The organism is Microbacterium sp. CH-015, assembly GCF_049707015.1.
GTDB lineage: Bacteria > Actinomycetota > Actinomycetes > Actinomycetales > Microbacteriaceae > Microbacterium > Microbacterium aurum.
Window position 1 is genome coordinate 17,321 of sequence record NZ_JBNAFJ010000011.1, and the last position, 12,965, is coordinate 30,285.

General features: G+C 71.2%; 7 protein-coding genes. 6 read left to right on the plus strand and 1 reads right to left on the minus strand.

Annotated features, from left to right (window positions below; genetic code table 11):
* Positions 1-39: 39 nt before the first annotated feature.
* The 4 genes from ACPYN4_RS13480 (at position 40) to ACPYN4_RS13495 (ending at position 8,234) form a co-directional block, all read left to right on the plus strand.
* On the plus strand, positions 40-4,818 hold the full coding sequence (locus ACPYN4_RS13480) for an Lhr family ATP-dependent helicase (protein WP_239282352.1): 4,779 nt from the start codon (positions 40-42) through the stop codon (positions 4,816-4,818).
* A gap of 5 nt (positions 4,819-4,823) precedes the next feature.
* A complete protein-coding gene (locus tag ACPYN4_RS13485; protein ID WP_239282350.1) occupies positions 4,824-5,627 on the plus strand; it encodes a DNA-formamidopyrimidine glycosylase family protein in 804 nt (267 codons plus the stop codon).
* An 823-nt stretch (positions 5,628-6,450) separates the two neighbouring features.
* Entirely contained in the window at positions 6,451-7,881 is a 1,431-nt protein-coding gene (locus ACPYN4_RS13490; RefSeq protein WP_315552998.1) for an FAD-dependent oxidoreductase, read from the plus strand.
* Positions 7,878-8,234: a cupin domain-containing protein gene (locus ACPYN4_RS13495; RefSeq protein WP_239282746.1), complete on the plus strand. Its 357-nt coding sequence runs from the start codon at positions 7,878-7,880 to the stop codon at positions 8,232-8,234. Before ACPYN4_RS13490 ends, ACPYN4_RS13495 begins: the two co-directional genes overlap by 4 nt.
* 68 nt (positions 8,235-8,302) lie before the next feature.
* Here ACPYN4_RS13495 and ACPYN4_RS13500 read toward each other — a convergent pair whose 3' ends face one another.
* Positions 8,303-9,943 (minus strand): PucR family transcriptional regulator, encoded by a 1,641-nt coding sequence (locus ACPYN4_RS13500; RefSeq protein WP_239282748.1) that lies wholly within the window; start codon positions 9,941-9,943, stop codon positions 8,303-8,305.
* 86 nt (positions 9,944-10,029) lie between these two features.
* Here ACPYN4_RS13500 and ACPYN4_RS13505 point away from each other — a divergent pair, with 86 nt between their 5' ends.
* Positions 10,030-11,544, plus strand: a complete 1,515-nt coding sequence (locus ACPYN4_RS13505) for a CoA-acylating methylmalonate-semialdehyde dehydrogenase (protein ID WP_239282750.1) — start codon at positions 10,030-10,032, stop codon at positions 11,542-11,544.
* Positions 11,545-11,555: 11 nt separating this feature from the next.
* On the plus strand, positions 11,556-12,962 hold the full coding sequence (locus ACPYN4_RS13510; protein ID WP_239282753.1) for an aspartate aminotransferase family protein: 1,407 nt from the start codon (positions 11,556-11,558) through the stop codon (positions 12,960-12,962).
* Positions 12,963-12,965 lie beyond the last annotated feature (3 nt).

Below are 12,965 nucleotides of genomic sequence, written 5' to 3' on the forward strand. Positions count from 1 at the left end.
TCCCGCCCCGATGTCGGCGGCCCTCGGCATGATGGTGGGGTGGGTGATGTGCTCGACATGTTCGGCCCCGCGACCAGGGAGTGGTTCCGGGGGGCGTTCACCGCGCCCACCGACGCCCAGCGCGGCGCGTGGACGGCGATCGCGGCCGGCAAGCACGCGCTCGTGGTCGCCCCGACCGGATCGGGCAAGACGCTGTCGGCGTTCCTCTGGGCGATCGACCGGGTCTTCCACGAGAAGGCCGCGAAAGAGCCGGTTCCGGATGCTGCGTCCGCGACCCGACGCGGGGCGCCGAAGGGCACCACGAGCATCCTCTACGTCTCTCCGCTGAAAGCCCTCGGCGTCGACGTCGAGCGCAACCTGCGCTCGCCCCTCGTGGGCATCGGGCAGCAGGCGCGGCGGCTCGGCATCCACCTGCCCGAGCTGAGCGTGGGCGTGCGCTCCGGCGACACGACGTCATCCGATCGCCGCAAGCTCGTCACCGCTCCGCCCGACATCCTGATCACGACGCCCGAATCGCTGTACCTGATGCTGACGAGCCGCGCGGGCGAGACGCTGCGCGACGTGCACACGGTGATCGTCGACGAGGTGCACGCCGTCGCGGCCACCAAGCGCGGGGCGCACCTCGCGGTGACCCTCGAACGGCTCGACGCGCTGCGGCGGTCGCTGGTTCCGGATGCCCCGCCCGCACAGCGAATCGGACTGTCGGCGACGGTGCGGCCGATCGACGAGGTGGCGTCGTTCCTCGGCGGATCCGCGCCGGTCGAGATCGTGGCCCCGCGGGCGACCAAGACGTTCGATCTGCGGGTCGTGGTGCCCATCGACGACCTGTCGAACCCGCCGCCGGCCCCGTCGGCGTACCGGTCGCCGCCGCCCGAATCGGCATCCGACGACGAGCAGGGCGAGGCGGACTGGTTCGATCAGCCCGAGACCACCGAGATGACGGGCTCGGTGTGGCCGCACGTCGAAGAGGCCATCGTCGACCGCGTGCTGCAGAACAGCTCGACGATCGTGTTCGCCAACTCTCGGCGGCTCGCCGAGCGGCTCACCGGCCGGCTCAACGAGATCTACGCCGAACGGCTCGGGATCGAACTTGCCGAGCAGACCGTGCCGGCCGAGATGATGGCACAGGCCGGCTCGACCGCGGGAGCGCCGCCGGTCCTCGCGAAGGCGCACCACGGCTCCGTCTCGAAAGAGCAGCGCGCCCAGGTCGAAGAAGAGCTGAAGTCCGGCATCCTGCGCTGCGTGGTGGCGACGTCCAGTCTCGAGCTCGGCATCGACATGGGCGCCGTCGACCTCGTCATCCAGGTCGAGGCTCCGCCGTCCGCAGCATCCGGCCTGCAGCGCATCGGCCGCGCGGGTCACCAGGTCGGCGAGATCAGCCGCGCCGCGCTGTTCCCGAAGCACCGCTCCGACGTGCTGCACACGGCCGTGGTCACCGAGCGGATGCTCGCCGGTCAGATCGAGGCGATCCGGGTGCCGCAGAACCCGCTCGACATCCTCGCGCAGCAGACCGTCGCGGCCGCGGCCATCGGTCCGGTCGACGTCGAAGGCTGGTTCGAGACGGTCAGGCGATCGGCGCCGTTCCGGTCGCTGCCGCGCTCGGCGTTCGAGGCGACACTCGACCTCATCGCGGGGCGATTCCCGTCCGACGAGTTCGCCGAGCTTCGTCCGCGCGTGGTGTGGGACAGAGATGCCGGCATCATCACCGGGCGTCCCGGCGCGCAGCGCATCGCCGTCACGAGCGGAGGCACCATCCCCGATCGCGGCCTCTTCGGTGTCTTCGCCGTGGGCGAAGGCCCGGGTGCGCGCGTCGGCGAGCTCGATGAGGAGATGGTCTACGAGTCGCGCGTCAACGACGTGTTCACCCTCGGCACGACGAGCTGGCGCATCGTCGAGATCACCCACGACCGCGTCAACGTGGTGCCCGCGTTCGGCCAGCCGGGCAAGGTGCCGTTCTGGCACGGCGACGGCATCGGACGGCCCGCCGAACTCGGCGAGGCGCTCGGAAGGTTCAGCCGGGAGGTGGCATCCGCCGACCCGCCGAAGGCGCGCGACCGCCTGGCCGCAGACGGACTCGACGAGTACGCCACAGGCAATCTGCTGGCGTATCTCGCCGAGCAGAAGGATGCCACCGGCACGCTCCCCACCGACCGCAGCCTCACCGTCGAACGAGGCCGCGACGAGGTCGGCGACTGGCGCGTCATCCTGCATTCGCCCTACGGCATGCCGGTGCACGCGCCGTGGGCCCTCGCTGTGAACGCGCGCATCCGCGAGCGGCTGGGTGTCGAAGGTTCCGCGGTGGCCAGCGACGACGGGATCATCGCCCGGATTCCGGATGCCGAGGCCGAGCCCCCCGGTGCGGAGCTGTTCGTCTTCGACGCCGACGAGCTCGAGCAGATCGTCACCGACGAAGTGGGCGGGTCGGCGCTGTTCGCCTCGAGGTTCCGGGAGTGCGCGGCTCGGGCGCTGCTGATGCCCCGGCTCAATCCGGGGCGCCGCTCGCCGCTGTGGCAGCAGCGGCAGCGCGCGGCGCAGCTGCTCGAGGTGGCTCGCAACCATCCGACGTTCCCGATCATCCTCGAGACCCTGCGCGAGGTGCTTCAAGACGTGTACGACGTTCCGGCCCTGCTGCGAATCACCCGGCAGATCGCCGACCGCCGCATCCGGCTCGTCGAGACGACGCCCGCGCAGCCGTCGCCATACGCCCGCGACCTGCTGTTCGGATACGTCGGCGCGTTCATGTACGAGGGCGATTCCCCGCTCGCCGAGCGGCGGGCGGCGGCCCTGTCGGTCGACCCGGCGCTGCTGTCGGAGCTGCTCGGCAAGGTCGAGATGCGCGAGCTCCTCGACCCCGACATCATCGCCCAGTTCGAAGCCGAAGCGCAGCGCCTGGCCCCCGATCGTGGTGCCCGCGGAATCGAGGGGGTCGCCGACCTGCTGCGGATGCTCGGCCCGCTGGATGCCGCCGAGATCGCCGACCGCCTCGAGCCCCCCGACGCCCGTCGTCGTGAGCGCGACTCCCTACGGTCCGAGCCCGACCGGCTGCGTTCGGAGCCCGACTCCGGTCGCCGTGAGCCCGACTCCGGTCGCCGTGAGCCCGATGAAGGGCAGGACCCCCCGCTGTCCGAGGCCGTCGCGCTGGCGGAGTCCCTCGTGGCATCCCGCCGCGCCATCACCGTCACGGTCGCCGGCATCCCGCGGTTCGCCGCGATCGAGGATGCCGCACGCCTGCGCGACGCGCTCGGAGTGGCGCTCCCGGTGGGTCTGCCGACGGCGTTCCTCGAGCCGGTGGCGGACCCGCTCGCCGATCTGTTCGCCCGGTATGCGCGCACGCACGGACCGTTCCGCGCGCGGGATGCCGCCTCCCGTTTCGGCGTAGGCGTGTCGGTCGCCCGGCTGACCCTGCAGCGGCTGGAGCAGCAGGGGCGTGTCACGAGCGGGTTCTTCCTGCCTGTCGAGGCGCCCACGGCCGACGAGCGCGAGTGGTGCGACACCGCCGCGCTCCGCCGCATCCGGCTGCGCTCGCTCGCCGCGATCCGCGGCAGCGTGGAGCCGGTCGAGCCGGCCGCGTTCGCCCGGTTCCTGCCGAGCTGGCAGCACCTGACGCGCCCGCTCGAGGGGATCGACGGGGTGGTGTCGGTCATCGAGCAGCTCGCCGGCGTCCCACTGCCCGCCAGCGCCTGGGAGTCGCTCATCCTCCCGAGTCGGGTCAAGAACTATGCGCCCACCATGCTCGACGAGCTGACGGCGACGGGCGAGGTGGTCTGGTCGGGCCACGGGTCGCTTCCCGGGCGCGACGGCTGGATCGCACTGCAGCCCGCGGATGCCGCCCCCCTCACGGTGCCGGCGCCCGAGGACGAACTCACGGCCGGCTCGCTGGAGGCGACCATCGTGCACCACCTTTCCGGCGGCGGCGCGTACTTCGCGAGCCAGCTGCAGCAGCTCACGGGCGCGGGCAGCGAACAAGACGTCATCGACGCGCTCTGGGCGCTGACCTGGGCCGGCCGGGTCACCAACGACACGCTGGCGCCGATCCGGACCCTGCTGGCCGGCGGATCGCAGGCGCACCGCACCGCGCGGCGCACCCCGCGCGCTCGGCTCTACCGCGGTGCCGCGCCGAGCCCCACCCGCAGCACTCCCCCGCGACCGCCCAGCCTGGGGGGTCGCTGGGCGCTGCTGCCCGACCCCGAACCCGACGTCGCGGTGCGGGCCACCGCCGCCGCCGGCATGCTGCTCGACCGATACGGCGTCGTGACGCGCGGCTCGGTGCAGGCCGAGGGGATGCCGGGCGGCTTCGCGCAGGCGTACCGCATCCTCGGCGGGTTCGAAGAGGCCGGGCACTGCCGGCGCGGGTACGTGATCGAGAAGCTGGGCGCGGCGCAGTTCGCGGCATCCAGCACGGTCGATCGCCTGCGCACGTACGCGAACCTCCCCGACCCGCCCCCGCACGAGGCGATCACCCTCGCCGCGACCGATCCCGCCAATCCGTACGGTGCCGCGCTGCCTTGGCCTGCGCAGGAGGGCGGGCACCGACCGGGCCGCAAGGCCGGCGGCTTGGTGACTCTCGTCGACGGCGCCCTGGTGCTGTACCTGGAGCGCGGTGGCAAGACGGCGCTCACCTTCACCGGTGACGAGCAGCTGCAGGCGGCGGCCGCGCACAGCCTGGCCGCAACCGCTCGCGCCCGGCGCCTCGAGACGATCACGATCGAGCAGGTCAGCGGCGAGCCGGTGTTCGGCACGGCGCTCGGGCGCGCGCTGCGGGATGCCGGATTCGTCGAATCCCCGCGCGGGTTCACGCTGCGCCGCGCGATGGGCTGAGGCCGATGCCCGAGGGAGACACCGTCTGGCGCGCCGCGCACCGGCTCGACCGTGCCCTGCGCGGCGGGGTGATCACCCGGTTCGAGCTGCGCGTGCCGCAGGCCGCGACCGCCGACCTCACCGGTGAGACCGTGCTGTCGTCGACCGCGCGCGGCAAGCATCTGCTGCTGCGCACGAGCGGGGGCAGCATCCTGCACACGCACCTCAAGATGGAGGGCGAGTGGCTGGTGCTGCACCCGGGCGCCCGCTGGCCGAAGCCGGCCTTCCGCGCACGGGCGGTCATCGCCACGGCGCGGGCCGAGGCGATCGGATTCGACCTGGGTCTCGTGGAGCTGCTGCCGGGAACCCCGGAGCATCCGGCCGACGACGTCGCCGCCGTGGGGTACCTCGGGCCGGATCCCCTGAACGACGACCCGTTCGACGCGGACGCGGCTGCCGAGGCCCTGCAGCGCGATCCGCGCGCGGTGCACGTCGCGATCCAGGACCAGCGCACCGTGGCGGGATTCGGCAACGAGTACGCCAACGAGCTGCTGTTCCTGCGGGGGCTGCATCCCGAGACCCCGGCAACCGAGGTGGATGCCGCGAAGCTCATCGCGCTGGGGGCGCGCACCATCCGCGCCAACCGCGACCGGCCGATCCGCTCGTTCACCGGCGACACCCGCCGCGGCCGGTCGGACTGGGTGTACGGCCGCGGCCGCCAGCCCTGCCGCCGCTGCGGCACCCTCATCGAGACCGGGATGCTGGGCGCCGACCCCACCCGGGAGCGCACGGTGTTCTGGTGCCCGCGCTGCCAGCCCGCACCCCGCTGACGCGCACCCCGCCCCGCCGGCCGAGCGCGGCCTCCCGCACTGCCCGCCATCGGGCCGCGCCCGCCCCAATCCCTCCGCCCCCGCGCACTCGGCCACGGAATCCCTCAACCACCCGCACACAGCTGCGGAGATGTACACGACAGCGGACCGCATCCCACACCTCCATCCGCAGATGTGCACAACTCCGCTGTCGTGTACGCCCCCGGCCCGAAGCTCCCCAGCTCGCCGCTCCGTTCGACACACCCAACCCCGCGAACACCTGTGCGGAGATGTGCACAACGGCGGATCAGATCCTCTTCATCCACCCGCAGGTGTGCACATCTCCGCTGTCGTGCACGGCCACACCCCCCGGTCCGAAACCGACCCCGCTCGCCGTTCCGTTCGACATACCCCCTCAACCACCCGCGCACAGCTGCGGAGATGTACACAACAGCGGACCAGATCCCCCACATCCGCCCGCAGATATGCACAACTCCGCTGCCGTGCACGCACACTCCCCCAGCCCGAGGCGGACCCAGCTCGCGCGCCCCTTCGGCATCCCCCAACCACCCGCACACAGCCGCGGAGATGTACACACCAGCGGACCGCATCCCCCATGTCCATCCGCAGGCGTGCACAACTCCGCTGTCGTGCACATCCGCTCCGCACACCACGCCGATCCCGACACCGGCCTGCGAACATCCCCGACACATCGCCGCATAACTGTACCGGCCGGACTCCTTGTCCGGCGGGGGTGCCGATCCGGGACACCGACCCCCTTCCGGCGACACCCGCCGGCACGCGAGGATGGAGGCACCCCAACCTGCATCGGAGCTGATTCCCCGTGGGCACCACCGTCTTCGAACGACGTCAACCTGCCGCATCCGTCATCGACCAGTCGCTGGCGACCACAGCGCACTCGGTCTTCTGGATCGACGACCTCCCCGCCGCCCTGCGTCCCGACCGCCCGTCGCTGGTGGGCGCGCACCGCGCCGACCTCGTCGTCATCGGCGCCGGCTACACCGGCCTGTGGACAGCGCTGCTGGAGAAGCAGCGCAATCCCGACGCGAAGGTCGTCGTCGTCGAGGCGCAGCGTGTCGGCTGGGCGGCATCCGGCCGCAACGGCGGATTCTGCGAGGCGAGCCTCACGCACGGCCACGAGAACGGCATGGCACGCTGGCCCAAGGAGATGGATCTGCTGACCCGCCTCGGGCAGCAGAACCTCGACGAGATCCAGGCGTCCGAGGCCGAGTTCGGCATGGACTTCCAGTTCGAGCGCACCGGCCAGCTGGCCCCCGCGGTCGAGGAGCACCAGGTCGAGTGGCTGAAGGAATGGGCCGCCGAGGGTGAAGAGGGTGTCGTGTACCTGGATCAGGATGCCGTTCAGGCATCCGTCCACTCGCCGACCTACCTCGCCGGCGTCTGGGAGAAGGACGCCTGCGGCATGGTGCACCCGGCCCGCCTGGCCGCCGAGCTCGCCCGCGTCATCGAGGAGCAGGGCGTCGAGATCTTCGAGCGCTCCCACGTGACCGGGCTGGACACGTCGGGCACCGGCGTGATCGTGCAGACGGATGCCGGAACCGTCGCCGCCGACCGTGCGGTGCTGGCCACGAACGTGTTCCCGTCGCTCATCAAGCGCAACCGGCTCATGACGGTGCCGGTGTACGACTACGTGCTGATGACGGAGCCGCTGACCGACGAGCAGCTGGCATCCATCGGCTGGGCCGACCGTCAGGGCATCGGCGACATGGCCAACCAGTTCCACTACTACCGGATCACCAAGGACAACCGCATCCTCTTCGGCGGGTACGACGCGATCTACCACTACGGCCGCAAGGTGAAGTCCGAGTACGAGAACCGCCCGGAGACGTGGCGCAAGCTCGCGAGCCACTTCTTCACGACGTTCCCGCAGCTCGAGGGCTTGAAGTTCACGCATCAGTGGGCGGGCGCGATCGATTCGTCCACGCAGTTCACGGCGTTCTTCGGCACGGCCCGCGACAACCGCATTGCCTACACGGCCGGCTTCACCGGTCTCGGCGTGGGCTCGACCCGCTTCGCCGGCAACGTGATGCTCGACCTGCTCGACGGAGTCGAGAACGAGCGCACCACCCTCGAGATGGTCCGCAAGCGTCCGATCCCGTTCCCGCCGGAGCCGGCCGCGGCCGCCGCGGTCAACGTGGTGCGGTGGTCGCTGGATCGCGCCGACCACAACGAGGGCAAGCGCAACGTCCTGCTGCGCACGCTGGATGCCCTCGGCCTGGGGTTCGACTCGTGAACGGCGCGCAGCTGGTCGCAGCCCTCGAGCTCGAGCTCGAGTACGAGCCGGTCCCGCCCGAGCAGATCGTCGCCGGGACGCCGTCCACGGGCTACGCCGCGATCGACCAGTCGGTGCCGCTCATCGGCCCGATGTCCGAGATCGGCGTCTGGGAGATGACCGTCGGCGCGATGCGCGACACCGAGGTCAGCGAGGTGTTCGTCGTGATCGCCGGTTCCGCGACCGTCGACTTCGTCGACCCCGTGCGGCCCTCGATCGAACTCGCCCCGGGTTCGGTCGTGAAGCTGGATGCCGGCATGCAGACCGTCTGGACGGTCCGCGAACCGCTGCGAAAGATCTTCATCGAGCGCTGACCCGCCAACGCCCCGGCTCCATCCCGGCATCGTCCCGGCGTCGTCGCAGACCCGGCGGATCGCGCCGCCTACCGCCCGGCAGAGCGGCGCACCAGCAGTGCGAGGTGCAGCGCCGTCTGGGTCTCGCCGTCGTCGAGGTCGACGCCGAGCAGGTCCTCGATGAGCGCGATGCGCTGGTAGAACACCGAGCGCGACAGGTGCGAGGCGGATGCCGCCGCGGTGCGGTTGGCCGGGTGCGCGAGCATGGCGCCGAGCACGTCGAGCAGGTCGCCTGAGCGCGTCAGGTCGTGCTCGATGAGGGGGGCCAGCATCCGCTCCCCGTGCTCGAGCAGCCGGTGGTCGTCGCGCATGGTGGTGACGAGGCGGATGAGCGGGCGGTCTTCGGCGCGGCGCAGCACCGGCCCGCGATCGCCGGCGCCGGCACGCCCGCGGGCGAGGTCGGTGGCCTCCTGCAGCGAGGAGAGGGCTTCGTCGATTCCGGATGCCGCAGACCCGACCGATACGACGGCGCGTTCGGCGGGGGCTGCCGCCGCGCGCACGAATGCGAGCGCGGTCTGGTCGTCGAACACGGCATGGGCGGGCAGGGAGAGCAGCAGCGCGGCCGCGGGTCCGGCGACGCCGCCGGGGGCCGAGCCGACGAGCACGCGGCCACCGGCGTGGTCGCGGCCTGCGGCATCCCGGCGTCCGATCTCCTTCGCGGCGGCCGACGCCTGCTCGGGCAGCACCTGGGCACGCGAGATCACCACGCCGTAGAGCTGACGCCCCTCGACGGGGAGTCCCGCGGCGGAGAGGCGCGCGGCCGCGCCGGCGGGCGTCGAGAAGCGTCCGGCCAGCAGTGCGTCCACGAGCCGTCGGCGCCCGATCCGCGACCACTCGTCGGCCGGGGCGGACAGGCGGCCGAACGCGAGGGCGATCGCGCCCTGCTCGAGCACGGCGAGGCGCCCCGCAGGATGCTCGGGTCCGGGCAGGGCGATGACGCTCCCCCACCGGATGCCGCGCGCCTCGACGGGCACGATGAGCCAGTCCCCGTCGGTTCCGCGGCGGTGCGCGGAGCGGGAGCGCAGCTCCCAGTCGGTGAAGAGGTCGACCTCCATGGCGGGGGGCACCTCGCCGGCGACGACCTCGTGGGCGAGGCTCTCGAGCACGACGGGCGCGCCGAGGGTCTGGGCGAGCTGGCGCACGATGTAGTCGGCGGGCGAGCCGCGCAGAGCGAGGCCCGTGAAGCGTTCGCGCACCTCGTCGCGGGCGCGCAGGGCGGCGGTCTGCCGGGCGATGATCTGCCGGTGCACGACCTCGGTCAGCTCGACGAACTTCACCTCGTGGCCGAGGGTCACCAGTGCCAGCCCGTGTTCGCGCGCAGTGTCGACGACGACGCGCGGCGCCCACCGGTAGTGGGTTCCGAGTTCGAGCACGAGCCCGGCCACCCCGGCGTCGACGAGGCCCACGATGAACTCGCGCAGCAGCTCGGGGTCTCCGGGCCAGCCGGATCCGGTCGACAGCAGCAGCTCGCCACCGGTCAGCAGACGCGCCACCCCGGCGCTGTCGGAGACGTGCACCCAGCGCACCGGGGCATCCAGGGCGCTGTCGCCGACGAGCACGTCGGGGTGCACCGAGGCGAGCTCGGGGAGGCGCAGGATGTTGCCGACCGTCAGCGGACCGCCACTCGGACGATCCGTCCGGTTGAGGTCATCTTCGTGACGATCGGCCATGCTCCGGTTCCTTCCAGCGGTGCAAAACTTATGAAAACCAGCCTAGATCATCACCACACGATCTGTCCGATCAGAGGAGGACGCCCATGAGCGAAGACACCACCCGGGTCATCCCGCATTGGATCGACGGCGCCGAGCGCGCGTCAACGAGCGGCCGCACCGCTCCCGTCTACAACCCGGCGACCGGTGCCGTCCAGGCCGAGGTCGCCCTCGCCGACGACACCGAGATCGCCGAGGCCATCGCCTCCGCCGAGCGCGGCTTCAAGCTGTGGTCGGGCTACTCGATCGCCAAGCGCCAGGCCGTCATCTTCAACTTCCGCGAGCTGCTCGTGGCCCGCAAGGGCGAGCTGGCCGCGATCGTCTCGTCCGAGCACGGCAAGGTGCTCTCCGATGCGATGGGCGAGATCGCCCGCGGCCAGGAGGTCGTCGAGCTCGCGTGCGGGTTCCCGAACCTCGTCAAGGGCGAGCACTCCGAGAACGTCTCGACCGGCATCGACGTGTACACGCTGAAGCAGCCGCTCGGCGTCGTGGGCATCATCAGCCCCTTCAACTTCCCGGTCATGGTGCCGATGTGGTTCTTCCCGATCGCGATCGCGGCGGGCAACGCCGTGGTGCTGAAGCCGTCCGAGAAGGACCCGTCGGCATCCCTGTGGATCGCGAAGCTGTGGAAGGAAGCCGGCCTCCCGGACGGCGTATTCACCGTGCTGCAGGGCGACAAGCAGGCCGTCGACGGCCTGCTGAACTCACCGGCTGTGCAGTCGATCTCGTTCGTCGGCTCCACCCCGATCGCGCAGTACATCTACGAGACCGCCGCCCGCAACGGCAAGCGCGTGCAGGCCCTCGGCGGTGCGAAGAACCACATGCTGGTGCTTCCGGATGCCGACCTCGACCTCGCCGCCGACATGGCCGTGAACGCCGGGTACGGCGCCGCAGGCGAACGCTGCATGGCGATCTCCGTCGTGCTGGCCGTCGAGCCGGTCGCCGACGAGCTGATCGAGAAGGTCAAGGAGCGCATCGCGAAGCTGCGCGTGGGCAACGGCCAGTCCACGCCCGAGCCCGACATGGGCCCGCTGATCACCGGCGTGCACCGCGACAAGGTGTCGGGCTATGTCGACATCGCCGAGAAGGACGGCGCCGAGATCGTCGTCGACGGCCGTGGGTTCACGGTCGACGGCGCCGAGGACGGCTTCTTCTTCGGCCCGACCCTGCTCGACAAGGTGCCGACCACGTCGGCCGCGTACCAGGAGGAGATCTTCGGCCCGGTGCTGTCGGTCGTCCGCGTCGACAGCTACGACGAGGGCCTCGCGCTGATCAACTCGGGTCAGTTCGGCAACGGCACCGCGATCTTCACCAACGACGGCGGCGCCGCACGCCGGTTCCAGAACGAGGTCGAGGTCGGCATGATCGGCATCAACGTGCCGATCCCGGTGCCGGTCGCGTACCACTCGTTCGGCGGCTGGAAGAAGTCCATGTTCGGCGACGCGAAGGCGTACGGCGTGCACGGCTTCGACTTCTTCACCCGCGAGAAGGCCATCACCAGCCGCTGGCTCGACCCGGCCAAGCACGGCGGCATCAACCTCGGCTTCCCCCAGAACCACTGAGGACACACATCATGACTGACACTCTCAACGCCACGGCGGTCTACACCGACCGTCACGGCCAGGTCCACACCCTGCCCGACGCCGAGGCCGAAGCGACCGTCCGCGCAGACGACCGCGGCCACGTCTTCCACTCGTGGAGCGCGCAGGCGCTCATCGACCCGATCCCGGTCGCTGCCGGCAAGGGCTCGACGTTCTGGGACTACCAGGGCAACGAGTTCCTCGACTTCTCGTCGCAACTGGTCTACCTGAACCTCGGGCACCAGCATCCGGATCTCGTCTCGGCCATCCAGACGCAGGCCGGTCGCCTCGCGACCATCCAGCCGTCCATGGCCAGCGACGTGCGCGGCGAGCTCGCCCGCCGCATCGCCGAGGTGGCCCCGGGCGACCTCGACAAGGTGTTCTTCACCAACGGCGGGGCGGATGCCAACGAGAACGCGATCCGCATGGCGCGCGCCTACACCGGCAAGCGCAAGGTGCTCGCGGCGTACCGCAGCTACCACGGCAACACGACCACCGCGATCACCGCGACCGGTGACCCGCGCCGCTGGACCAACGAGCCCGGCGACGGCTCGGTGCAGCACTTCTTCGGGCCGTACGCGTACCGTTCGCCGTTCCACTCCTCCAACCCGGTCGAAGAGGCCCAGCGTGCGCTGGAGCACCTCGAGCAGACCATCGTGCTCGAGGGCGCGTCGACGATCGCGGCGATCCTGCTCGAGACGATCGTCGGCACCAACGGCGTGCTCGTCCCGCCGCCCGGCTACCTGCAGGGCGTCCGCGACCTGTGCGACAAGTACGGCATCGTCTACATCGCCGACGAGGTCATGGTCGGCTTCGGCCGCATCGGCGAGTGGTTCGCGGTCAACCGCTTCGGCGTCACCCCCGACCTGATCACGTTCGCGAAGGGCGTGAACTCGGGCTACGTGCCGCTGGGCGGTGTCGTGATCTCGCAGAAGATCGCGTCGCACTTCGACACCGTGGCGTTCCAGGGCGGCCTGACCTACTCGGGTCACCCGCTCGCCTGCGCCGCCGGTGTGGCGACCTTCGAGGTGTACGAGCGCGACGGCATCCTGCAGCGCGTCCGCGACCTGGGCGAGCGCGTCGTCGCCCCCCGCATGAAGGAGCTCGCCGACAAGCACCCGTCGGTGGGCGATGTGCGCGGCGTCGGCCTGTTCTGGGCCCTGGAGCTCGTGCGCAACCGCGAGACCAAGGAGCAGCTGGTTCCGTTCAACGCGTCGGGTGCGGATGCCGCCCCCATGAACGCGGTGATCGCGGAGTGCAAGCGCAACGGGGTCTACCCGTTCACGCACTTCAACCGCCTGCAGTTCGCCCCGCCGCTGGTCGTCACCGAAGAGGAGCTGCACCGCGGCCTCGACGCGTACGACAAGGCGCTGGACGTCGCCGACACGTACGTGCGCTGACCA

Coding starts and splice junctions, on each gene's coding strand:
- ACPYN4_RS13485 (WP_239282350.1), top strand. CDS start 4,824: ATGCCCGAGGGAGACACCGTCTGGCGCGCCGCGCACCGGCTCGACCGT.
- ACPYN4_RS13500 (WP_239282748.1), bottom strand. CDS start 9,943: ATGGCCGATCGTCACGAAGATGACCTCAACCGGACGGATCGTCCGAGT.
- ACPYN4_RS13505 (WP_239282750.1), top strand. CDS start 10,030: ATGAGCGAAGACACCACCCGGGTCATCCCGCATTGGATCGACGGCGCC.
- ACPYN4_RS13510 (WP_239282753.1), top strand. CDS start 11,556: ATGACTGACACTCTCAACGCCACGGCGGTCTACACCGACCGTCACGGC.